Genomic DNA, 23,312 nt, shown 5'->3' on the forward strand with positions numbered 1-23,312 from the left:
GTAACCGAGACATCAGAGAATAGCGGATATGTTCAAGCTACACTGCAACTTTTCTGCCTGCTCGTTTCACTTTTTTACCACGCAATGATCCCAAATAGATCGCTAGCAGGGTTAAACCCGCGCCCAGCCATTGCAGGCTGTTAATCGATTTTTCCAGCCAGAAGTAATCAATAATTAAGGCGGCGACCGGTTCGCTTAATAACAATAAGCCGGTTACCGAAAGTGATAACAGCGGGATCGCATAAGCAATCAGCCCCCAAGCAAAGCACTGCATTAATGCGCCATAGATCACGATCAAACCCACATCACGCCAAGTGGTCGGATACAGATTCTCACTGTTGAACCACAATGACGGCAGCAAGAGTGCAAGCATTCCGCCAAGGCTGATCAGCAACATCAAAGGGAAAAGTGCGGTTTTTTCCACCTGCTGCGTTTTGCGCACAAACACCATCGAAAGCGCCAACATTCCACCTGAAATTATACCGCTGGCAAAGCCCCAGCCGGCTTCCGCGTTATGCCCGAATTCCGGACTGGCAATCATCGCTACCCCCGAAATCGCCAGCAATAAGCTGAACAGCTGTAATTTGGTCAGCCGTTCGTGAAACCAGATAAAACCGATTGCCGATAAAAAGAAAATTTGCAGGCTGTTCAACAAGGTCGAAATACCCGGCCCGACCGCATAAATGCTTTCGTGCCATAACGCCAAATCAAAGCCTAGAAAGGCGCCGGACAGCAAGCCCATACCGATCGCTTTGCGGCTGGTGGGGAACGATTGGCGGAACATTCGCATTAGTCCCAAAAAAATCAAGGCGGCAACCAATAAACGCCAAAAGGCTATCGCGTAAGCACCGACCGGTACAAATTTGACGATCAGACTGCCCAGCCCAAAAATAACACAGCCGATAACCAATAACGGGGCAGCATAATGAGTTTGTGAGGATTCAGACATTTTTTCTACTTAAAACTAAAAAAGCGGCTTCCTGATTCAGGAAACCGCACTTTGATGATTTCAAACCGAATTAAAACAACACGCGCGCTTTAATCGTGCCTTCAATGCTGCGCAGGCGCTGCAGCACGTTGTCGGTGTTGGTGGTTTCAACGTCGATCACCACATAACCGATTTGCGGGTTGGTTTGCAAATATTGCGCGGCAATATTCACCCCTTCATCGGTGAAAATTTGGTTGATCTTGTTCAAGATGCCCGGGCGGTTATGGTGAATGTGCATTAAGCGTTTGGTGCCTGAGTGCTCCGGCAACGACACTTCCGGGAAATTCACCGCCGACAGGGTTGAGCCGTTGTCGGAATATTTCACCATTTTATTCGCCACTTCCGAGCCGATATTGGCTTGCGCTTCGGAAGTCGAGCCGCCGATGTGCGGGGTTAAAATCACGTTGTCAAAACGGCGCAACGGCGATTCAAACGGATCGTTAATTGAAGCCGGTTCAACCGGGAATACGTCGATCGCCGCGCCTAACACGCGTCCGCTCTCCAGTGCGTCAGCTAACGCGTCCAGATCCACCACCGTGCCGCGTGCGGCATTGATCAGCACCGAATCTTGTTTCAGCTGTTCGATCCGCTCTTTACTCATCAGATTTTTAGTCGAATCATTTTCAGGCACGTGTAATGAAATTACATCACAAGTTGACAGTAATTCCTCTAACGTGCGGATCTGCTGGGCATTGCCCAGCGGCAATTTATTTTCAATATCATAAAAATAAACCCGCATCCCGATCGCTTCAGCTAAAATACTCAGTTGCGAGCCGATATGCCCGTATCCGATAATCCCCAGTTTTTTGCCGCGCACTTCGTGCGAACCGGTCGCCGATTTATTCCATAAACCGCGATGAACTTCGGCATTCGCCTGCGGAATTTTGCGTTTTAACAATAAGATTTCACCCAGCACCAGTTCGGCAACCGAACGGGTATTGGAAAACGGCGCATTGAATACCGGGATCCCGCGCTGTTTCGCCGTGTCCAAATCCACTTGGTTGGTGCCGATACAGAAACAACCGATAGCAATCAATTTTTGGGCGTGCTGCAACACCTCGGCAGTCAAATGGGTGCGCGAGCGAATCCCGATAAAATGCGCATCTTTAATCGCTTCGATCAAATCGGCGTCGTCCAGCGCTTTTTGGTGGTATTCAATGTTGGTGTAACCCGCGTGGTGCAAGCTGTCCAGTGCGCTTTGGTGCACGCCTTCCAAAAGCAGGAATTTGATTTTTGCCTTATCCAATGAGACTTTTGCTGTCATGTTATTTCCTTTGTTTAATTTACGCTAAAACCTGTGCGCCCTGCCCGCTGCCGACAATCACGATGTCCGCACGGCGCAAAGCAAAAATTCCGTTGGTCACCACCCCGGCGATATTGTTTAAAGTTTTTTCCATCTCGACCGGCTGCATAATTTTAAAATTATGCACATCTAAAATCACATTGCCGTTATCGGTCACCACGCCTTCGCGATATTCGGGCTGCCCGCCCAAGCCGACCAGCTTACGCGCCACATACGAACGCGCCATCGGGATCACTTCCACCGGTAACGGGAATGTTGAGCCTAACACATCCACTTGTTTTGTGGAATCCACAATGCAGATGAATTTTTTTGCTAATGAAGAGACAATTTTTTCGCGCGTCAACGCCGCGCCGCCGCCTTTAATCATCATATTTTGCGGATTGATTTCATCGGCGCCGTCAACATAGATATCCAGTCCGGAAACTTCATTGGCGCTAAACACTTCAATCCCCAACGCCTGCAAGCGACGCTCCGACTCTTTCGACGCCGCCACCGCGCCTTTAATTTGGTCTGCCATTGTGCCGAGCGCTTCGATAAAGCAGTTCACTGTCGAACCGCTGCCGACCCCGACAATACTGCCCGCTTCAACATACTTTAACGCTGCTTGAGCCGCCTGTTTTTTCATTTCCAGCTGATCCATGACTAATCCTTATGTTGATAAAAATATTGATTTATCTTACTACGTTATCGGGATTGTTCAATGGGTTTGGGGAGATAAGAAATAAAAAAGCCTTGATAATCATCTATCAAGGCTAATCATTAGTTTGAATGGTATAACATTTCTAATTTTCGGTAGGATTCAACTTTGTTTTGCCGCAATGATAAAATCTCTGACTTGCTCAGTTGTTTTACCTGAATTGATGAGGAATCGGGCTTCCCACTCGGTGAATTTGTCAAAGGAGTAGCCGAATAGACTTGCCCACCATGTTTCAAGTTCGCCATATTTTCTCCTTAATTCGATTAATGTCGCTTCTGATGGTTTTAATTGTACCGAATATTGTTTACCGGTTAAAGCATAAACCGCAATAACTTTGCCACCTTGATGTTCAATGTAACCTTTCAGGCTTGCCAATGTTCCGCCTTGCGTTTGCGTATCATCAAGAATTAACGCATTTTGATTTGATGGAAAAACACCATCAAATTGAGGGGAATTGGCTAATCTATGCCAACCATTACTGCCCGTGCGTGATACTTTGGTTGCTTGGACGATCGATAAATCAACCGTTTTTCCCAATTTTTCAGCAAGAACCTTTGCTACCGCCAGTGGAATCATATTGATACCAACGGCTTCTTCCGCATGAACTGGCACAATAACACAATCCCTATCGCCGATAATGGCTTCCAAGTTATGTATTGCCTCAACTGATACTAAGTCTTGCGCCAAGCGATAAGCTGCCATAATATCGCCTGCTTTTGCCGCTAAATATTCTTGATGTGATGTCGCATCGCCAAGTTTCCGATCGATCACCGTATTTGGAAAATGTTCACGCCATGCAGTACGAATCATTTGAATACTCCTTGCTTACTCCAAAAACCGCTGCAACAATTCATTCAAAAACAGTTTGCCGTGTTCGGTGACTTGCCAAGTGCGGTCGGTTTCGGTGAGGTAACCTTGTTGTGTCGCCCAATTCATCTGTTCGGCGACTTGATTGATGTTTAATCCCGTCAGCTGGGTGAAATCCTGTTTCGCCACCGGTTCTAACAAACGGAAGCGGTTCATAAAAAACTCAAACGGGCGTTCGGCGGCGCTGACCGCACTTTGGCTGTGCAGATAGTTGCCCTGCATATAGCCTTTCGGGTGCTTGGTTTTAGCATAGCGCAAAATCTCACCATTCGGGAAACTCACTTTACCGTGCGCGCCGCAGCCGATTGCCAGATAATCGCCGAAGCGCCAATAGTTCAGATTGTGTTTGCATTGATAACCCGGTTTGGCATACGCTGAAGTTTCATATTGCTGATAACCGGCAGCCGTCAACAGCTGATGCCCCTGCTCAAAAATATCCCACAGCGCATCGTCATCAGGCAAAATCGGCGGGCGATAGTAGAACATCGTGTTCGGTTCGATCGTCAGTTGATACCACGACAAGTGCGGTGGCACCAGTTCAATGCCGCGGCGCAAATCATTGAGCGCTTGCTCCACGCTTTGGTTCGGCAAGCCGTGCATCAGATCGATATTAAAGCTATACAACCCACTGTTTTTGGCAAACTGAATCGCATTCACCGCTTCCTCGACGTTGTGAATCCGCCCCAGACGTTGTAATTTTTCCGCTTCAAAACTTTGAATCCCCATTGAAATGCGGTTCACGCCCGCTTGTCGGTAGCCGATAAACCGTTCGGCTTCTGCCGTGCCGGGATTCGCTTCAAGGGTGATTTCAATCTCGTCTGAAAACGGGATTCGCAACCGCACTTGCTGCAATAAATCGGCAATCCCCTGCGCAGAAAACAGGCTCGGCGTGCCGCCGCCGATAAAAATCGAATGCAAAGTGCGGTTTTGCACATATTGCAAATCGTTATCCAGATCATTGAGCAAATGGCGAATATATTCCGCTTCGGGAATCTCGCCTTTTTGTGCGTGCGAATTAAAATCGCAATACGGGCATTTTTGTACACACCATGGAATGTGGATATATAAGCTCAGTGGTGGCAGTAAAATAGCACTCACAGCTTACGTCCTTGTAATTTTTGCTTCAACACTGCCAATGCGTTTGCACGATGCGAAACCTGTTTTTTTTCAGTTTGCGGCAATTCGGCAAAGCTGGCGTTTTTCGGTGGGTAGAAAAATAATGCGTCATAACCGAAACCGTTTTCGCCTTTCTCCGCGAACAAAATTTCACCATGGCACTCGCCTTCGGCAATGATCGGGGTTGGATCATGTTCATGCTGCAATAACACAACCACACTGACAAACTTCGCACCGCGTTCCGCCTGCGGCACCGCTGCCATCTCTGTGAGTAATTTGGCGCGATTCTTGGCATCGTTGCCATCCTCGCCGGCATAACGCGCGGAATACAAGCCCGGTGCGCCGCCAAGTGCGGTGACCGCTAATCCCGAATCATCGGCAATCGCCGGTAGCCCGCTGATTTTTGCCGCATGGCGCGCTTTCAAAATGGCATTTTCAACAAATGTTAAGCCGGTTTCTTCCGGGCTTTCAATCCCAAATTCACTTTGCGCCACCACCTCAAAGCCGAATTGCGCCAACACATCCGCCATCTCTTTCACTTTGCCCGGGTTGCCGGTTGCCAGTACGATTTTTTGTTGCATTTTTTTCCCTTATCATTCGGCTAAAAAAGCATAAACTTGGTCAATGCCCGCCTGATTATTTTGGTAACATACCCCGCGAATACCGCACTTTTGTGCCGCGTCGATATTGGCTTGCGAATCGTCAATAAACAGCGTGCGCTGCGGATCGAGCTGATACTGCTCAATTGCATGATGAAAGATCGCCAAGTGCGGTTTGATCAACCGCACTTCCGCTGAAATCACAATCCCACGAAACAGCTGCCAGTAGTCATAACGCTGTTTTAAATAAGCGTTGGCGTGCAGCGGCATATTGCTGATACAGATCAAACCCACCCCGCGCCGATGCAGCTCATGCAACAAATCCTGTGCCAACGGCAACGGCTCTAGCGACTCGCGCATCACCTGCATGAAGCGTTCCATTTCGCTCAGCGGCTTTTCCAGCAACAGCGAAAATAGCCGCAAAGCATTATCATATTCGATTAAGCCAGCGTCTAACGCCAGCCAGGTTTGGTTAAAAAAGACCGCGCGATACTGCTCACGCTCGTGCGGATCGGCGCTGAAACGCTGTAAAATTGTTTCCGGCGACCAATTTAGTAACACATTGCCCAGATCAAAAATCACGGTTTTTTGCATACCCACCTCCTTTACATCAGCTTATTTTAGCCGTTCACGGCGGTTTTAGATAGCAAATCCGACCGCACTTTCAGTTGATTTGTGATCTCGCCTATAAATTTCAAATATCAAATCAAAAAACATCTTGACGCACAAAATGAAAAGGATATGCTACATAAAAACTTAACCTAGGATTTAACCATGACAATTCGAGCTTTCTTACAACGACAAAATATTCAGTTCAACTTAAAACGCTACGCAATCGACGCACTCAATTTTATGGCGCTGGGACTGTTCTCTTCACTGATTATCGGCTTAATCCTGAAAAATATCGGGGCTTGGATCGATTTGCCTTGGTTAGTCGAAGTGGGTACCCAGGCACAAAAGGCAATGGGCGCCGCAATTGGCGTGGGTGTAGCATATGCATTACAAGCGCCGCCACTGGTGTTACTCAGCAGCACGATCACCGGCTTAACCGGCGCGGCATTAGGCGGGCCGGTGGGCTGTTTTCTCGCTGCTGCCGTTGGCGCGGAATTTGGTAAATTGGTGAGCAAAGTCACCGTGATTGATATTATCGTCACCCCAGCCATAACACTGTGTGCCGGCGTTGCCACCGCACAACTGCTCGGCTCGCCGATTGCCGCATTGATGACGCAGATCGGTGATTTTATTATCTGGTCGGTCGAGTTGCAGCCGCTATTAATGGGCATGGTGGTTTCGGTGGCAATGGGTATTTTACTGACTCTGCCGATTTCCAGCGCGGCGATTGCGATTTCACTATCACTCAGCGGTTTAGCCGCCGGTGCGGCAACCGTCGGCTGCTGCTGCCAGATGGTAGGCTTTGCCTGCATGAGCTTTAAAGAGAATCGTTGGGGCGGGCTGCTCAGTCAAGGGTTAGGCACCAGTATGCTACAAATGCCAAATATTATCCGCAATCCGAAAATCTGGTTGCCGCCGATTATCGCCAGTGCGCTGCTCGGCCCCGTCGCCACCCTCGCCTATCAAATGTCGAATATCCCAAGCGGCGCCGGCATGGGCACCAGCGGCTTGGTTGGACAAATCGGCACAATTGAAGCCATGGGCGCATCTGGCAAAGTATGGTTTGCAATCATTCTGTTACATTTTGTGATGCCGGCAATCCTAACCCTGATGATCGCCACCGCATTCCGCCGCAAAGGCTGGATTAAAGATGGAGATTTGAAGTTGCATAGCTAAAGTGCGGTCAGGATGATCTGACCCCTATAAGTTGGACGGTTATTTTAAGGACTTATTTCAATTTTTCGGTTGACAATATTAAACTATACGCAGATAGTTTATGTATATCAGAAATTCATCAATATCCAAGCAACTTGAATGATTTTATTTCAACTTTTCTACAAGAATCCACAGATAAAAATCAAAAAACTATGTAAGCTAATTACAACGTATTTTAAAGAATACACATTTCACGATGAATTAATTAAATTCATTATTTTCACCAAATGAATTTTCTACCGACCAACGATGGAAAAATTGGATTGATACATTAGAATAGGAAATATTATCTGATCATCAAACGCTGGCTGAAACCGCACTCTCTATTAAAAAACGGCTTTCAGACGGCCTTTATTCATTCACACCCTAAGCCTCGACAGCACCAATTCAAACGCCCGTGAGTGGTGCTTTCTGCTTGGGTAATAGGCGTAAAACGGTTCGTATTGATGGGCAAATTCCGCCAACACTTCCACCAAAATCCCTTGTGCCAATTCCGCCGCCACCTGCGAACGGGCGACAAAAGCCAGTCCCAGATGATTGAGGGCGGCTTGTTTCGGGTCGCCGTTGAGCAGCAGTTGCGGTTTGGGTTGGTATTCCACCAATTTGCCCTCTTGCCGAAAATCCCACGCCACAGGTGGGCGGTCAACATCAAAACGCGTGCCGATGAGGCAGTGTCGGTCCAGATCGGCGATGCGGTGAATCGGTGGTTTGTCGTGCAGGTATTCGGGGCTTGCGACAATGGCGGTGCGTACAGGCTTGCTGATTTTTACCGCCACCATATCACTGCTCACCGCATCGCCTAAGCGAACGCCCATATCAAAGCCTGCTTTGACAATATCCACAAAGCGGTTATCGCTGTGCAGCTCCACTTGGATATGCGGATATTCGGCGAGCAGCGGGGCGAGTTTGGGCAATATCGCCATCTCAATCGCCGCTTGGCTGGCGTTTATCCGCACAATGCCTGTGGCGGAGGTTTGATTGTGTGCCAGTTGGGTGAGCTGTCCATTGATGGCGGCAAAGTGCGGTGTGATTTCGTTTAATAATTGCAATCCTTCGGGCGTGGGCGAAATGCTGCGGGTGGTGCGCTTCAAGAGGCGAATATTCAGGCGGTTTTCCAGTTGGCTGATGCTTTGGCTAAGGGCAGATTTGGACACGCCAAGCTGTTGCCCCGCTTTGGTAAAACTGCCTGCACCACGCACACGAGTAAATATAAATCATCAAAATGGCTCATTGTTTCGATTTTCTAAACGGCTTGTTTGTTATTGGGTGATTTATTTTAACATTGTAAATACCTAAAATACATTCATCTTAAACAAACAAGCGAGGTTTAATATGAACACCATCACCTTATCCAACGGTGTTGAAATGCCGCTTTTGGGCTTTGGCGTGTACCAAGTCGCCCCTGAAGAAACCCAAGCCGTCACCCTAAACGCCTTAAACAGCGGCTACCGCCATATCGACACCGCCGCCGGTTATTTTAATGAAGTGGAAGTTGGCAAGGCGGTTCGCGACAGCGGCATTACCCGCAATGAGCTTTTTGTCACCACCAAGCATTGGATTAGCGCCACGGGCTATGAAGCAACCAAGGGCATTTTTGAACGCAGCTTAAACCGTCTGCAAATGGATTATGTCGATTTGTATCTGATTCACCAGCCGTTTGGCGATGTGCACGGCACTTGGCGGGCGATGGAGGAATTGTATGCGGCGGGTAAAATCCGAGCCATTGGCGTGTGCAATTTCCATGCCGACCGTTTGGCGGATTTGACGGCGTTTAATCAGGTGAAACCGATGGTGAACCAGATTGAAATCAACCCGTTTCACCAGCGTGTGCAAGATGTGAACTACATGCAGGCAAACGGCATTGTCGCCGAGGCGTGGGGCTCGTTTGCCGAGGGCAAATACGATATTTTCAACCACCCCGTGCTGACCGAAATCGGCAAAGCCCACGGCAAAACGGCGGAGCAAGTGGCGCTGCGCTGGCTGTATCAACGCAATATCGTGTCGCTGGTAAAAACCGTGCGAGCCGAGCGGATGAAAGAGAATCTTGCGGTGCTGGATTTTGAACTCTCCGCCCAAGAAATGCTGAAAATCGCCACCATGGATACAGGGCATAGTGCCTTATCCACCTCGTTCCCGACCTTTTTCGACCACCACGACCCGAATTTTGTTGAGATGATGATGCAGTGGAAAGAATGGGATTTGTAAGGCTGATTGGTTGAGTTAAAGGCTGCCTGAAAGATTTTGCTTTCAGACGGCCTTTGATTATGCGTTTACCTATCCTGCTCTAGCGATTCCACCGCCTGCCTGATGAGGTCGTAATGTGTATTCAATGCCTTGCTACCCAACGTTTGGGCAGAAACAATCAGCCCTTCACCACCGATAAAAAGCAAATCTGCCATGGTTTGAGCCTGTCTGAATCCCGTCTCTTGAAAACGTATCAAAAGAATATTCTTAACCGACTCTTTATGTGCTTTTGCCTGTTGATGTAATGGATTCTGTGCATCTGAATATTCAGCACACGCATTAATAAACATACAGCCATAAAAATCGGCTGATTCAATCCAATTCTGCAAAAAAGCCAAATAAGCCACCGTAGTTTCCTCTGGCGGATAGGCATCCAACGTTTCTTGCATTTGTACAATGAATTGCTCGTGACGATGGCTCAGGCTCGCGGCAATCAAATCATCTTTGCCGTCGAAATAGCTGTATAGCGTGCGCTTGGTTATGCCGGCGTTTTGGGCAAGCAGCTCTACACCACAAGCATGAAAGCCGTTTTGATAAAAAATTTCATATGAAAATTCAATAATTTGATTACGCTTACTCATTAAATTCAAATTCTCCTTTGCATAAGTACACCGATTAGCATATCTTATTATTAAGTATACCGACCGGTGTATTTTTAAATATTAAGGAGAAAAAATGAAATGTTTGTATAACTGGCGGACAGCCAATGAACCACGTCCGGCACGTTTGCCGTTGGCTGCTATTGCTGTGGCTTGGTTGGGTGGCTTTTTGGCAACCGCAGCGTTTGCAGGTGCAGGCGAAATGGCGCAACTGTCTTTGGTGTTGGGTTCTTTCGGTGCCAGTTGTTTACTGGTGTTTGCCTATCCTGCTAGCCCGTTTTCACAACCCCGCAATGTGGTTGGCGGGCACTTTATTGCTACCTTAACCGGGCTGGTGGTGATGGCGATATTCGGTGTGCATTGTTGGAGTATGGCAATCGGCGTGGGAACGGCTATTGCGCTGATGTTGCTGTTGCGCGTACCCCATCCGCCCGCAGGTTCCAACCCGTTGATTGTGATGCTGGGCGCAGTAAAATGGTCTTTTTTGATTACGCCCACTTTAATCGGCGCGTTGATTTTGGTGCTGGTGGCGTTGTTTTTTAATAATTGGGGTAAAGACAGGCGCTATCCGTTGTATTGGTAGAATGAAGCATAATGCACAAAGGCCGTCTGAAAGCGTGATTGCTTTCAGACGGCCTTTTGTCTACCTGCACTTAATCCAGCTTTTTCTGTTGCAACCAGCCGGAAAGATGATCCGCCACGTCGATATTATTCAAATCCGAAAACGGAAAGTGGGTGTTGCCGTGTATGCCCACTTTGGGCAGCTCGATTACCGTAACATCGCCGCCGTAGCGGTTGACCACTTGCGCCCATTGCTGCGCCAGTTGCAGGCGGATACGCCATTGGTCTTCGCCTTGGTTGTCTGACGGCTCGCGGCTGATGTTGTCGCCGAAATAGATGATGATGGGCAGGCGGGTGAGTTTGTCGAAATCTTCACGGCTGGCGGTGGCGGGGGCGACATCGCCGAATTTGCTGGTAATCGCCGGCGGCACTTCGCCCGGCGGGAACGGGAAAGTGCCCGGTTCATACGCCACAATCGCTTTGACGTTGGCGCTTTTGATGCCTGCCAACCAGTCCGGCATGCCGCCTTGCGAATGCGTCACCAAAATGCCTGCGCCGGTGCGGTCGAACAGTTTGGCGAGGCTGTCGGCAATCAGTTCGGCATCAAATGCGCCAGTGTTCGGGGTCATTTGGCGGAAGAATTGTGCCAGCGCGGCGGGGTCGCGCGGGAAGACCACGTTGTCGAAATAATTCGGATAAGTGCCGATGCGGAATTGGGCGAACCAGAATTGGTCGTCGGGCGTGGCGCGGATGGTGCCGTCAACGGTGGCGCGTCCGGATTGGCCGCGGCGCGGTTGGTCAATCAGGTAAACGGGGAATTGGCGGCGCAAAAAGATGTTTTGAAAGCCTTCGCGCCCGTCGGGTGTGGTTTGCCAAGTGCGCATGGATTGCCCCGCGCCGTGCAGAAACACCAGCGGCAGCGGGCGCGGATTGGTCGGGATTTGGTAAAACACGGTGGCGTGGTCGCCGTGCAGCGTTTGCCCGCCCGCTTCGATGGAGGCGTCGTAGGCAGTCATGAAATTGTTGCCGGTTTTGCCTTTCACCGCATCCGGCAGCGGATTGTAACTGCCCTCGCTGCGCAACACGCTGCCGCCGACGGCAAAACTGCCTTGTTCGGCCATGCTGAGCGGCGCGACTGGGGTTTGCAGCGCCAAGCTGCACAAGGCAACGGCGCAGGCGGTTTTGAATAGTGCTTTCATTTGGTTTTCCTCTTTTGTTGGCATCCATCGTCTGCCGCCGTGTTTCAGACGGCCTCGGCGGCGGATTCGGTTAACGCCCTGCATTCAACGCTGTGCGCAAATGGTTGGCGGTTTCCGCGCCCACTTCACGTTGTAACACATCGGCAAGGCGCGCCAATTCGGCTTGGCTCACGCCGAGATTTTGCGTGTTGCGCACATGAGAAGCCAACTGCGGCTGCACATTGCCCAGCGCCGACAGGGTGGAAACGGTAACCAGCTGGCGGTTGACGCTGCTGAGCTGTTCGCGGCTGAACAGATAGCCGAACAAATGCGCTTTTAAGGCGTAGTCGATGCCGTTTGAATCAAACAAAATCGCGTTCGGGTCGCGGCCGCTCAAGTCGGCAAGGTTTTGTTGCCCGAGTTGGTAATAATCGCGACGAGAGTCAATCGGGGCTTGCTGTGGCGGCGTGATGCCGCGTTCTTTCAGCACGGCTTGCAAGGTTAACAAGCCGTTCAAAGCGCGCGGAAAACCAGCATAGGCATATTGATGGGCGAAAACTTCTTCCAGTTCGGCGGGGCTTAAGCCGCTGTCCAGCCCCGCTGCCAATGCGGGTTTGAGTTTTTCCAAATCGCCCACCGCACTCAAGGCGGCAATCGGCGCAATCGCCAATTGTGCACGGGTGAGCGGCGTGGTTTGGCGGATGAGTGCCGGTGCGGCAGCAGCGGGCGGCAAATCGACTTTTTCCAGCCATTGCACCGGCTGATTATCGGCCACCGGGCTGATCACCACATGGCTCATGGCGGTGTGCTCGCCCGCACCGTGCCAATGTTTCACACCGGGCGGACACCACACCACATCGCCTTGGCGAATGATTTCAATCGGCCCGCCCCAATGTTGGGTGCGCCCCTCGCCCTCGGTGACAATCATGTATTGCCCTTTGGGGTGGATGTGCCAATTGGTAATCGTGCCCGCGTCAAAGTGCACAATCGCAGGGGCAACATCGCCAGACGCAGGCATCACCGGAAAGCGGGTAAATTCGGCTTTGCCGCTGAAATTGGCGGCGGGCGCGGAAACCGCCGTCATCTCGCTTTGGCGTCGGCGGCGGGCGCGGCGGCGGTGCTCATGATGAGGGCGGCGGTCAATAGCAATTTGCTCATGGTGTCTCCCTTGGTGGATGTGGATTAGGCCGTCTGAACGTTTTCAGACGGCCTTGAAGCGGTTTACAGGTTTTTGCCGTAAAAATCGCCCAGCTTGGCGCTGATTTGCTGCACATATTCCGGCTTCCAATACGTTTGAATATGGGTGGCGCCTTTCACTTTATACAGCTCTTTGTTGCCCGTGCCGGTGGCGTTGGCAAACACTTCTTCGGTCATATACAGGCTGTCGGCTTTGTCGCCCGCAATCATCAACAGCGGCTGGTTGATTAAATCGACATTGGTGTTGACGTCAAATTCCATCAAATCCAGCAGGCTGCTCAAGGTGTAGTTGGTTTGGGAATTCGGGTGAACGTGGCTGCGCGCGTAGTATTCATAGCCTTCGCGATACATTTCATACGGCAGCGCCGCCACTTGCTCGTCGGTCATGCCGGCGGCAAAACCGGGGGCATAACGCACTTCGCCGCCTGCCGCTTCTGCCGCACGCGCTTCGGCGGCTTGCGCCAAGCGGGCTTGCACGCTGTCGGTTTGCGAACGCTGAAAACCATTACGCCGTGCATCGCCGCTGTTGAACATGCTCACCGTCGCCAGCGATTTGAAACGCTTGTCGGTTTGCGCCGCTTTCACCGAATAGCCGCCTCCGCCGCAAATGCCGAGCAGGCCGAGGCGTTCGCTGTCTGCTCCGGCATATTGGCTGATAAAGTCCGCTGCGGCGCGGATGTCTTCAATACGGTTGGCGGGTTTGTCGGTATAGCGGGGCGCGCCTGATAGCGCACCGGATGGATATTCACCTTGCCGGGCTGGTTTTGCGTAATGGCGTTTTCATAAGTGAGGGTGAACGGGTTTTGTCGGTAATCGGCGGCCATGGCGCTAGCTCCTGCGGTTAAAAGTGCGGTGACAATCAGGCTTTTGAGAAAATGTCGTGGTTGCTTCATCGGTTTGCTCCTCAATCATCAATGAATACAAACCATTATACGAAGATTCAATCTCTTGATAAGATGCTGTATTCTATATAGGAAGATGAGAAAATCTCACAAATATAGTCTTTTAAATTGAAAACAGTACATCGTCAAACTCACTAGCTGTACTACTTGTACTATCTTCGTTCGTTTTCCTTGTCCTGATTCCAATTTATTTGGCTATAAACGTTCAACCCTGCCGTTAGGCCGTCTGAAGGATAACGCAATGCAAGACAACAAAAATTTCAACGACCTCTATGCCTTTGTGCAAGTGGTGCGTTTTCACAATTTCAGCCGTGCCGCCAAAGCGTTGGGCGTGCACCCCTCGGCACTCAGCCACCGCATGAACGATTTGGAAAACCGCCTCAACATCAAACTGCTCAACCGCACCACCCGCTCGATGTCGCCCACCGAAGCCGGGCAGCAGCTCTATGAGCGCATCAGCCCGATGTTCGGCATGATTCAAGACGAGCTGACCGCACTTGGCGATTTTCAACAGCAAATTGTCGGCAAACTGCGCATCAACAGCTCCGAAAATCCCGCCCACACCTTGCTCTACCCGAAAATGCGCGAATTTCTCGCCGCCCATCCTGCGGTGGAAGTGGAAATCATGATTAACAACAATCATATAGACATTGTCAAAGAAGGCTTCGATTTCGGCGTGCGCCCGATGCACGAAGTGGCGCAGGATATGGTGGCGGTGCAGATTTCCGAAGAGCGGCAAATGGGCATCGTCGCCTCGCCCGCCTATCTCAAACGCTGCGGCACGCCGCAAACCCTGCAAGAACTCACCCGCCACCGCTGCATCGTTATCAGCTTCAACAGCTTCAACAGCTTCAACCGCCTCACCGAATGGGAATTTTTAGACAACAACCAGCTGCTGCGCCTCACTGCCCCCGCCAGCCTCACCTTCAATTCCAGCGTGTTGATCAAACAGGCGCTGCTCGACGGGCTGGGGCTGAGCTGGGCACCGATTTATGCGGTGGAGCAAGAATTGGCAAGCGGCGAACTGGTGGAGCTGTTTGCCGACAAACGTATCACCTATCCGCCGATGGGTTTGTATTACCCGAAAAACCGCCATAAAACCCAAGCGGCGCAGGCGTGGATTGAGATGTTGAAGTTGAAATAATTTGGTTCGTTATTATGCCGTTAATCGTATATTAATGAAATTTACTCATAGGTGTATGCGAGTTTAATGGCTTAATCCAGCCAATTCTGAACGTTATAATGCAAGCCGAAATCATTTTAATCGGAGCAAATTATGCAAAATCTTATCTTGAGTAATGGCGTTGAAATTCCTATTTTAGGTTTTGGTGTTTTTCAAATTCCGCTGGAGCAAACCGAGCAGGCTGTGATCGCCGCAATACAAGCGGGTTACCGCCATATTGACACCGCACAAGCGTATGTGAATGAAACCGAGGTTGGGCGTGGCATTGCCAATTGTGGTGTGGCGCGTGAGGAGTTGTTTATCACCACGAAAGTTTGGTTACAAAATGCGGGCTATGAAAATGCCAAAGCTTCGCTTGAACGTTCGCTTGCCCGCTTGCAGTTGGACTATTTGGACTTAGTCTTAATTCATCAGCCGTTTAGTGATGTGTATGGCATTTGGCGTGCGCTGGAAGAATTCCAAGCAGCGGGCAAAATCCGCGCTATCGGAGTCAGCAATTTCTCGCCCGATCGGGCGGTCGATTTAGGCACGTTTAACCAGGTCATGCCGCAAGTTAACCAAATTGAAATCAACCCGTTCCATCAATGCAACGAACAGGTTGCCGCTCTGCAGGCGGAAAACATTATCGTTGAGGCTTGGGCACCGTTTGCCGAAGGCAAAAACGATATTTTCAACAATACGGTGTTGCGTAAAATCGGCGAAAAACATACAAAATCCGTCGCACAGGTTATTATCCGTTGGCTGGTGGAACGCAATATCGTGGTGCTTGCCAAATCAGTGAAACCGGAGCGAATGACAAAAAATCTGAACGTATTTGATTTTGCACTCGATGACGCCGACAGAGCCGCAATTGCGACTTTGGAACAAGGCGAAAGCCTGTTTTTCAATCACCAGAGTATTGAAGCGGTGCGCTTTATGCACGGCTATACTTTCGATATTTAACTTAGCCTATCTGCAAGCCGATCTGAACCGCACTTTGCGCTGAACGCGGTTTAGATTGGCTTTATAATTTCCATTTTAGAAATTATAAATTCAACATTCATGAATTTACCTGAAATTAAAAGCCTTCTAAAATCATTATTGATTGAAACCGCACAACGGCGGAGAATAGGTAAAGTGCGGTTGTGATTTTAAGTTTGAAAGCGACATCACCACGAGGCGTTCAATGAAATCAATGTTTTTCCTTCTTACATTCGCCCTCATGGTGATTGCTCCCTATTTAGAGGCTCATACGATGAAAATTCATGTTATTTTAGACGGCAAAACCTACCCTGCCACGCTGGCGGACAACCCCAGTGCCGAAGATCTGTTTAACCGTCTGCCAATCAGTTTGCCGCTGGAGGATTACGCCGCCAGTGAAAAGATTGCTCACCCGTCTTTCAAGCTCAACACCAGTCAGGCGCCCGCCCGCTATCAAGCCAAACCCGGCGATATCACCTACTATGCGCCGTGGGGCAATTTCGCTCTGTTTTATAAATCCGGCCCAAGCGCTGCGGGGCTCGTCCATTTAGGGCAATTTGACGGTGATTTTTCCGCTTTATCGCAAGCGACCAGTCTGACGCTTGAGCGCGCACCTTCACCTTAATCGGCTACACAACCAAGTGCGGTTTCCAGCGCTTGCCGAGCGGCGCGCTGACCGCACTTTGCTTTCATTTATTTCGAAAAACTAAAAAAGACGTAAAATTCTTTGCCGTAGCGTGGCTTACCGCTTGTATAAAAACTCAAATCACCGATAATGCGGTGATTCTTATTATTACGTTGGAGTTTTTATGGCGAGTTCGTCATTACCTGACATCGGCAGTCCGATGTTTTATACCGTGTTTTTTATTGTGGTCGCCATTATGTTAGTGGTGGATCTACTCAGTCTGAAAAAAAGCGGCGCGCATAAAGTGAGTATTAAAGAGGCGGTGGTCTGGAGTGTTATCTGGGTGAGCGTTTCTTGCCTGTTTGCCTTGTGGCTGTATTTTGAATTGGCATCAAACCCCGCTTTCGGCAGCAAAATCGCCGCTGAAAAAGTGATGGAGTTTATGACCGGTTATGTGTTGGAAAAATCGCTGTCGGTCGATAATCTGTTTGTGTTTTTGATGATCTTCAGCTATTTCAAAGTGCCGCCGATCTATCAGCATAAAGTGTTGCTGTACGGTGTGCTCGGCGCAATTTTGATGCGGGCGGTGATGATCGGTATCAGTGCGATTCTGATCCGTGAATACGAATGGATTTTATATCTGTTCGGCGCGTTCTTAATCTACAGCGGTATCAAAATTTTCACCTCAAACCACGGCGATGAAAACGAGGATTTTTCAAAAAATCTGCTGCTAAACTGGCTGCGCAGCCACTTACGCCTCAGCAAACAGTTCGACGGTGAGAAATTTATCACCGTCGAGAACGGTAAGAAAGTGTTCACGCCGTTATTACTGGTGCTGATTATGGTGGAATTGAGCGATGTGGTGTTTGCGGTGGACAGCATTCCGGCGGTCTTTGCGGTGACTACCGATCCGTTTATTGTGCTGACATCGAATATTTTTGCGATTCTTGGACTGCGGGCGATGTATTTCGTGCTGGCGGATATTGCCGATCGCTTTATCTATCTGAAATACGGCTTGGCAACTATCTTGATTTTTATCGGGGCGAAAATGCTGTTGTTGATGATCGGCATTCATTTGCCGATTGCACTGTCGATGACCGCGGTATTTGTGATTTTGCTGCTGTCGATTGTGCTGTCGCTGCGCAAGAAAATTCTGTAATCACGGTTTAAACCGCACTTTGCCTAGTGCAAAAAGCAAAGTGCGGTATGGCGATTAGAACGCCAGTTCACGATCACCGTGTTCGTCTTTAATCCGATTCGGCAAGCCCATTTGATTTAACAAATTCAGGAACGGTTTCGGATCAAGCTCTTCCACATTGACCATTTTCTCAACATTCCACGCACCTTGTGCGATCAAAATCGCAGCCGCAACCGGCGGCACACCGGCGGTGTAGGAAATGCCCTGACTGCCGACTTCTTCAAAGGCTTCTTTGTGATCGGCAACATTGTAGATAAAGACTTCTTTATCCTGACCGTCTTTTTTGCCCTTAGCCAAAGTGCCGATGCAGGTTTTGCCGGTGTAATCCGGTGCTAATGAAGACGGATCCGGCAACACCGCTTTCACCACTTTCAACGGAATCACTTCCAGCCCTTCGGCGGTGGTCACCGGCTGTTCGGACAACAAGCCTAGGTTGTTCAAGATGGTGAACACGTTGATATAGTGATCGCCGAAGCCCATCCAGAAACGAATATTCGGTACATTTAAATTTTGCGACAAGGAGTGAATTTCATCATGCCCTGTCATATAGGAGGTTTGCAGCCCGACGACCGGCAGATCGTCCGTCCGTTTGACTTCAAACATTTGGTTGCTGGTCCATTGGCTGTTTTGCCAGCTCCAGACTTGTCCGGTAAATTCACGGAAATTGATTTCCGGATCGAAATTAGTGGCAAAATAACGCCCGTGGCTGCCGGCATTAATGTCGATAATGTCAATGCTGTCGGTTTGATCCAGACACTCATTGACTGCAACGGCGGCATACGCATTCACCACGCCCGGATCGAAGCCGACGCCTAAAATGGCGGTGACGCGGTTGTTTTCACACAGTTCGCGACGTTGCCATTCGTAATTATTGTACCACGGCGGTGTTTCACAAATTTTATGCGGTTCTTCGTGAATTGCCGTATCCAGATATGCCGCGCCGGTTTCGATACACGCCTGTAGCACCGACATATTTAAAAATGCCGATCCGACGTTGATCACGATTTGGGATTCTGTTTCTTTGATAATTGATTTGGTCGCTTCGATGTTGAATGCGTCCAGTTCAAAGCAGGCGATTTCTGCGGGGATTTTGAAAGCGTTTTTTTCACGCACACTGTTGGCAATGTCTTGGCACTTGGTGATGCCGCGTGAAGCAATGGCGATAGAACCTAAAATGTCGTTGTGTTGGGCGCATTTATGTGCGACGACTTGCGCCACACCACCGGCACCAATAATTAAGATGTTTTTTTTCATGTTTGCATAATCCTCCTTAATGTCAAACCGCAACCGCACTTTGAGGCCCGATCACGATTGGCATGAGCAAAAATGTTTCACCGCAGTGCAAAGTGCGGTAAAACCTGATTGATTCGTTGAAGCCGCTTGAAACGCATTGAAATCGCAAGGATTTCAAGCGTTACGACAAGCTGTCAACGTAATCGTCAAAATCGAACTGCTTAACTAAATTAATCTCGCCGTTCAATTCTTTAATGGCAATGGACGGCATATTGACGCCATTGAACCAATTCTTTTTCACCATCGTATAACCGGCGGCATCGCAAAACGACAGGCGATCGCCGATTTTCAACGGTTGTTCAAACTGATATTCCCCGAAAATATCACCGGCAAGGCAGGATTTGCCGCAGACCATATAGTGATGATTTCCGCTATTCGGCTGTAGTTTAGCGGCTTGGCGGTAGATCAGCAAATCCAGCATATGCGCTTCAATCGAGCTGTCAACAATCGCCAAATCTTTGCCGTTGTGTAGCGTATCCAACACCGTAACTTCCAAACTGGTGCTTAAGGTGATCGCCGCTTCGCCCGGTTCTAAATAGACTTGTACCGCATAGCGCTCGGCAAACTGTTTTAAACGATCGGCAAATTGATCCAGCGGATAATCTTCGCCGGTGAAATGAATGCCGCCGCCAAGGCTGACCCAATCGACTTGTTGCAGCAGCTCGCCAAATTCGTTTTCGATTTTTTGCAGCATTTGATCGAAGCGATCAAAATCGGCATTTTCGCAGTTGTTGTGAAACATAAACCCGTTGATCAACGGCATCACTTCACGAATTTTTGCAATGTCCCATTCGCCCAAGCGGCTGTGCGGACGTGCCGGATCGGCAAGAATGAAATCCGAAGTGCTGACTCGGGGATTGACCCGCAAACCACGCTGAATCTGCTGCGCTTTATCGGCAAAACGGGTTAATTGGTTGATCGAGTTAAAAATGATTTTATCGGCGTTGGCGATCACTTCGTCAATTTCAGCATCGCTATACGCCACGCTGTAGGCGTGGGTTTCACCGCCGAATTTGGTTTGCCCCAGTTTAACTTCATACAACGAAGAGGAGGTCGTTCCGTCCATATAGTCAGACATAAAATCAAATACGCTCCACGTCGCAAAGCATTTAAGAGCCAATAACGCTTTGGCGCCGGAACGCTGACGCAAATAGGCGATTTTTTGCATATTTGCCAATAATTTGGTTTTATCGATCAGATAATAAGGGGTGGCTAATTCTGTCATTTTTCCTGTACACAAAAAATCGGTTGATTGAGAAAGACTCCCAATCAACCTATTGATTTATTTAAGAATTAAATTTCAAAGTGCGGTCTGGCTTACCAGCCTTTCACCACAGAATCTTTAAATTCTTCTTTCGCTTTTTCGTAAACCGCTTCTGAGTTGTACGCTTTCACAAAGTTTACCACATCTTGATCGTCTTTGTTGTCTTCACGTGCCACGATGATGTTCACATACGGTGAATCTTTATCTTCCACGAAAATCGCATCGCTGCTAGGGAATAAGCCTGCTTGTCCGGCATAGGTGTTGTTGATCACCGCGAGATCCACTTCCGGCAACACTCGTGGCAACAATGGCGCTTCCAGTTCACGGATTTTCAGTTTTTTCGGATTCTCAATAATATCAAGTGCGGTCGGTGTCAAGCCGGTGCCGTCTTTCAATTTCAACAAACCTTGCGCTTGCAATAACAGTAAAGCACGTCCGCCGTTGGTCGGATCGTTTGGAATGGCAACGGTTGCGCCGTCTTTCAGTTCGTCCAATTTGCTGATTTTTTTAGAATAAGCAGCAATCGGATACACAAAGGTGTTGCCGACAATCACCAAGCCCTTCAGCCCACGGGCTTCGACTTGTGCGTCTAAATACGGTTTGTGTTGGAAGGCGTTGGCATCAATCGATTTCTCTTCCAATGCCACGTTTGGCGTCACATAGTCAGTGAACGGTACAAGTTCAACTTCCAGACCATACTGCTCTTTTGCCACTTTTTGTGCCACTTCGGCAACGGAGAATTCAGGACCGGTTTGAATGCCGACTTTTAATTTGCCGTCTTTCGCCAATGCTGAACCGGAAAATGCCACAGCGGTTGCTAACGCAGTCAGGGTAAATACATTTTTTAATTTCATGATATTGTCCTTATAAATGGATAAATTAACGGTGATCAACATAGCGGACCAGAGAATCCCCTATAAATTGAATGAGTTGTACCATTGCCACCAAAATGATGACCACGGTAGTCAAAATTTCCGGCACGTTGGTTTGATAGCCGTAGCGAATCGCCACATCGCCCAAACCGCCGCCGCCGACAATCCCTGCCATTGCCGAATAGTTGACCAGCGTAACCAAAGTAATGGTCAAGCCGTTGATCAACGCCGGTAACGCTTCCGGCAATAAAAATTTAACAATAATCTGTAAATTGGTGGCGCCCATTGCGCGTGCCGCTTCGGTCAGCCCTGCCGGAATTTCCAGCAATGCGCCCTCAACTAAACGCGCCACAAACGGAATCGCCGCCACCGTTAACGGTACAATTGCCGCCGTGGTGCCAATTGATTCCCCCACCAACGCGCGGGTAAACGGAATAATCCAAAACAGCAAAATCACAAACGGAATCGCCCGCCCGATATTCACTGCCATACTTAAAGTGCGGTACAGTTTCGGATTCTGCTTAATTTCGCCCGGACGGGTGATAAACAGCAACACCCCAAGCGGAATCGCAAACAGTGCCGCTAAAAGACCGGACGCAAACACCATATACAGCGTTTCGCCGGTCGCATTCAGAATCATTTGCCACACTTGTGGCGTTAAGCGATCAAACATAACCTAACACCTCCACGCGGACATTGTGTTCCATGAGATAAATTTTCGCTTCGGTAATCGCATCTTCCGGCCCTTCCACTTCGGCAATGGTGAAACCGAATTTCACGCCGCCGATATAGTCAATCTGCGACACCAGAATGCTGAGATCCACACCGTATTTTTTCGAGGTTTGCGACAATAGCGGCGCGTCCACCGAACGACCGGTGAACTCGAATTTGATAATCGGATAGGAATTTGCCCCTTTCGGCGACGGCGACAACTGATCCATATACTGTTTCGGCAAGTTAATCCGAAAGGTAGATTGAATAAAGCTTTTCGCCAGTTCGGTTTTCGGATTGGAGAACACTTCGCTCACGCTGCCGGATTCCACCAACTGCCCTTTATCGATCACCACCACTTGATGACAAATCTGTTTCACCACTTCCATTTCGTGGGTGATCAACAAAATGGTTAAGCCCAATTTTTGGTTAATCTCTTGCAACAAGCTTAAAATTGATTGCGTGGTTGCCGGATCAAGCGCACTGGTTGCTTCATCGCACAGCAATACTTTCGGCTCGGAGGCTAATGCACGGGCAATCGCCACCCGCTGTTTTTGCCCGCCGGACAAATTGCTCGGATAAACATTTTTCTTATCGCTTAATCCAACCAGTTCCAGCAGCTCATCAACCCGCTTGGCTATCGCCGCTTTGTTGCTGCCGTTCAATTCCAACGGCAAGGCAACATTGCCGAACACCGTGCGATTGCTCAACAAATTAAAATGCTGAAAAATCATGCCGATATGACGACGGGCGTTGACCAATTGAGCGCTGTTCATCGCAGTCAGCTCTTCGCCGTCCACAAACACTTGCCCGCTGCTTGGCTGCTCCAGCAAATTGGCACAACGGATCAGGGTGCTTTTGCCCGCCCCTGACGCACCGATTACACCGCAAATCTGCCCTTTCGGAATCTCTAAATTGACATTATCAAGTGCGGTCAGCTTTTTACCGTTCGCCTCAAAAATTTTATTGATATTTTTTAGCTTAATCATGTAAGCCCTTTATTATTAGGATTATTAAAATCATTTCGCTATTTTAGACGTCCAGATTGCCATGTCAACCGCTAGTTAGCCGTTTTTTATAGCAACGGGTTATAAGCTAGGCTTTTTATGCCGTTTTATACAATAAAAG

25 protein-coding genes are annotated in these 23,312 nt (G+C 49.1%); 7 read left to right on the forward strand and 18 right to left on the reverse strand.

Annotation, left to right across the window (positions count from 1 at the left end):
- Positions 1-37: 37 nt before the first annotated feature.
- The 7 genes from ACUHGC_RS11500 to ACUHGC_RS11530 all read right to left on the reverse strand — a co-directional run bounded on the left by ACUHGC_RS11500 (position 38) and on the right by ACUHGC_RS11530 (position 6,164).
- Positions 38-949: a DMT family transporter gene (locus ACUHGC_RS11500; RefSeq protein ID WP_446833423.1), complete on the reverse strand. Its 912-nt coding sequence runs from the start codon at positions 947-949 to the stop codon at positions 38-40.
- A gap of 70 nt (positions 950-1,019) precedes the next feature.
- On the reverse strand, positions 1,020-2,252 hold the full coding sequence (gene serA / locus ACUHGC_RS11505) for a phosphoglycerate dehydrogenase (RefSeq protein ID WP_446833424.1): 1,233 nt from the start codon (positions 2,250-2,252) through the stop codon (positions 1,020-1,022).
- A gap of 19 nt (positions 2,253-2,271) precedes the next feature.
- A complete protein-coding gene (gene rpiA, locus ACUHGC_RS11510) occupies positions 2,272-2,931 on the reverse strand; it encodes a ribose-5-phosphate isomerase RpiA (protein WP_446833425.1) in 660 nt (219 codons plus the stop codon).
- 159 nt (positions 2,932-3,090) lie between these two features.
- Complete coding sequence (locus tag ACUHGC_RS11515; protein ID WP_446833426.1) at positions 3,091-3,798, reverse strand: phosphoribosyltransferase; 708 nt, start codon at positions 3,796-3,798, stop codon at positions 3,091-3,093.
- 15 nt (positions 3,799-3,813) lie between these two features.
- Positions 3,814-4,953 (reverse strand): radical SAM family heme chaperone HemW, encoded by a 1,140-nt coding sequence (hemW, locus tag ACUHGC_RS11520; protein WP_446833427.1) that lies wholly within the window; start codon positions 4,951-4,953, stop codon positions 3,814-3,816.
- Positions 4,950-5,552 (reverse strand): RdgB/HAM1 family non-canonical purine NTP pyrophosphatase, encoded by a 603-nt coding sequence (rdgB, locus tag ACUHGC_RS11525; protein ID WP_446833428.1) that lies wholly within the window; start codon positions 5,550-5,552, stop codon positions 4,950-4,952. Before rdgB ends, hemW begins: the two co-directional genes overlap by 4 nt.
- 12 nt (positions 5,553-5,564) lie before the next feature.
- Entirely contained in the window at positions 5,565-6,164 is a 600-nt protein-coding gene (locus ACUHGC_RS11530) for an HAD family hydrolase (RefSeq protein ID WP_446833429.1), read from the reverse strand.
- Between the two features lie 180 nt (positions 6,165-6,344).
- Here ACUHGC_RS11530 and ACUHGC_RS11535 point away from each other — a divergent pair, with 180 nt between their 5' ends.
- Entirely contained in the window at positions 6,345-7,358 is a 1,014-nt protein-coding gene (locus ACUHGC_RS11535) for a PTS transporter subunit IIC (protein ID WP_446833430.1), read from the forward strand.
- A 398-nt stretch (positions 7,359-7,756) separates the two neighbouring features.
- On the opposite strand, the gene ACUHGC_RS11540 is transcribed toward ACUHGC_RS11535, so the two are convergent.
- A complete protein-coding gene (locus tag ACUHGC_RS11540; protein WP_446833431.1) occupies positions 7,757-8,596 on the reverse strand; it encodes a LysR family transcriptional regulator in 840 nt (279 codons plus the stop codon).
- A 133-nt stretch (positions 8,597-8,729) separates the two neighbouring features.
- Between ACUHGC_RS11540 and ACUHGC_RS11545 the strand changes: the two genes are divergently transcribed.
- Positions 8,730-9,602 carry an aldo/keto reductase gene (locus ACUHGC_RS11545; protein ID WP_446833432.1) on the forward strand — a complete coding sequence of 291 codons (873 nt, stop codon included), beginning with the start codon at positions 8,730-8,732 and terminating at the stop codon, positions 9,600-9,602.
- A gap of 65 nt (positions 9,603-9,667) precedes the next feature.
- On the opposite strand, the gene ACUHGC_RS11550 is transcribed toward ACUHGC_RS11545, so the two are convergent.
- Positions 9,668-10,222 carry a TetR/AcrR family transcriptional regulator gene (locus ACUHGC_RS11550; protein WP_446833433.1) on the reverse strand — a complete coding sequence of 185 codons (555 nt, stop codon included), beginning with the start codon at positions 10,220-10,222 and terminating at the stop codon, positions 9,668-9,670.
- A 94-nt stretch (positions 10,223-10,316) separates the two neighbouring features.
- Here ACUHGC_RS11550 and ACUHGC_RS11555 point away from each other — a divergent pair, with 94 nt between their 5' ends.
- Positions 10,317-10,823 carry an HPP family protein gene (locus ACUHGC_RS11555; RefSeq protein WP_446833434.1) on the forward strand — a complete coding sequence of 169 codons (507 nt, stop codon included), beginning with the start codon at positions 10,317-10,319 and terminating at the stop codon, positions 10,821-10,823.
- Positions 10,824-10,893: 70 nt separating this feature from the next.
- Here ACUHGC_RS11555 and ACUHGC_RS11560 read toward each other — a convergent pair whose 3' ends face one another.
- The 4 genes from ACUHGC_RS11560 to ACUHGC_RS11575 form a co-directional block, all read right to left on the reverse strand.
- A complete protein-coding gene (locus ACUHGC_RS11560; RefSeq protein WP_446833435.1) occupies positions 10,894-12,000 on the reverse strand; it encodes an alpha/beta hydrolase in 1,107 nt (368 codons plus the stop codon).
- A gap of 70 nt (positions 12,001-12,070) precedes the next feature.
- Positions 12,071-13,063: a cupin domain-containing carboxymuconolactone decarboxylase family protein gene (locus ACUHGC_RS11565; RefSeq protein WP_446833436.1), complete on the reverse strand. Its 993-nt coding sequence runs from the start codon at positions 13,061-13,063 to the stop codon at positions 12,071-12,073.
- A 137-nt stretch (positions 13,064-13,200) separates the two neighbouring features.
- Complete coding sequence (locus tag ACUHGC_RS11570; RefSeq protein WP_446833437.1) at positions 13,201-13,761, reverse strand: alpha/beta hydrolase; 561 nt, start codon at positions 13,759-13,761, stop codon at positions 13,201-13,203.
- Positions 13,758-14,069 (reverse strand): hypothetical protein, encoded by a 312-nt coding sequence (locus ACUHGC_RS11575; RefSeq protein ID WP_446833438.1) that lies wholly within the window; start codon positions 14,067-14,069, stop codon positions 13,758-13,760. The genes ACUHGC_RS11570 and ACUHGC_RS11575 overlap by 4 nt, the downstream gene beginning before the upstream one ends.
- A 250-nt stretch (positions 14,070-14,319) precedes the next feature.
- Here ACUHGC_RS11575 and ACUHGC_RS11580 point away from each other — a divergent pair, with 250 nt between their 5' ends.
- The 4 genes from ACUHGC_RS11580 to ACUHGC_RS11595 all read left to right on the forward strand — a co-directional run bounded on the left by ACUHGC_RS11580 (position 14,320) and on the right by ACUHGC_RS11595 (position 18,005).
- On the forward strand, positions 14,320-15,222 hold the full coding sequence (locus ACUHGC_RS11580) for a LysR family transcriptional regulator (protein WP_446833439.1): 903 nt from the start codon (positions 14,320-14,322) through the stop codon (positions 15,220-15,222).
- Positions 15,223-15,354: 132 nt separating this feature from the next.
- Positions 15,355-16,203, forward strand: a complete 849-nt coding sequence (locus tag ACUHGC_RS11585) for an aldo/keto reductase (protein ID WP_446833440.1) — start codon at positions 15,355-15,357, stop codon at positions 16,201-16,203.
- Between the two features lie 292 nt (positions 16,204-16,495).
- Positions 16,496-16,846 carry a cyclophilin-like fold protein gene (locus ACUHGC_RS11590; protein WP_446833441.1) on the forward strand — a complete coding sequence of 117 codons (351 nt, stop codon included), beginning with the start codon at positions 16,496-16,498 and terminating at the stop codon, positions 16,844-16,846.
- A 184-nt stretch (positions 16,847-17,030) separates the two neighbouring features.
- Positions 17,031-18,005 carry a TerC family protein gene (locus ACUHGC_RS11595; RefSeq protein ID WP_446833442.1) on the forward strand — a complete coding sequence of 325 codons (975 nt, stop codon included), beginning with the start codon at positions 17,031-17,033 and terminating at the stop codon, positions 18,003-18,005.
- Between the two features lie 54 nt (positions 18,006-18,059).
- On the opposite strand, the gene ACUHGC_RS11600 is transcribed toward ACUHGC_RS11595, so the two are convergent.
- The 5 genes from ACUHGC_RS11600 to metN all read right to left on the reverse strand — a co-directional run bounded on the left by ACUHGC_RS11600 (position 18,060) and on the right by metN (position 23,173).
- Positions 18,060-19,298 (reverse strand): saccharopine dehydrogenase family protein, encoded by a 1,239-nt coding sequence (locus tag ACUHGC_RS11600; protein WP_446833443.1) that lies wholly within the window; start codon positions 19,296-19,298, stop codon positions 18,060-18,062.
- 160 nt (positions 19,299-19,458) lie between these two features.
- Positions 19,459-20,562, reverse strand: a complete 1,104-nt coding sequence (nspC, locus tag ACUHGC_RS11605; RefSeq protein WP_446833444.1) for a carboxynorspermidine decarboxylase — start codon at positions 20,560-20,562, stop codon at positions 19,459-19,461.
- A gap of 92 nt (positions 20,563-20,654) precedes the next feature.
- Positions 20,655-21,455 carry a methionine ABC transporter substrate-binding lipoprotein MetQ gene (gene metQ / locus ACUHGC_RS11610; protein ID WP_446833445.1) on the reverse strand — a complete coding sequence of 267 codons (801 nt, stop codon included), beginning with the start codon at positions 21,453-21,455 and terminating at the stop codon, positions 20,655-20,657.
- A gap of 25 nt (positions 21,456-21,480) precedes the next feature.
- Entirely contained in the window at positions 21,481-22,146 is a 666-nt protein-coding gene (locus ACUHGC_RS11615) for a methionine ABC transporter permease (RefSeq protein ID WP_446833446.1), read from the reverse strand.
- Positions 22,139-23,173 (reverse strand): methionine ABC transporter ATP-binding protein MetN, encoded by a 1,035-nt coding sequence (gene metN / locus ACUHGC_RS11620; RefSeq protein ID WP_446833447.1) that lies wholly within the window; start codon positions 23,171-23,173, stop codon positions 22,139-22,141. Before metN ends, ACUHGC_RS11615 begins: the two co-directional genes overlap by 8 nt.
- Positions 23,174-23,312 lie beyond the last annotated feature (139 nt).

The organism is Testudinibacter sp. P27/CKL/0425, from assembly GCF_052931395.1.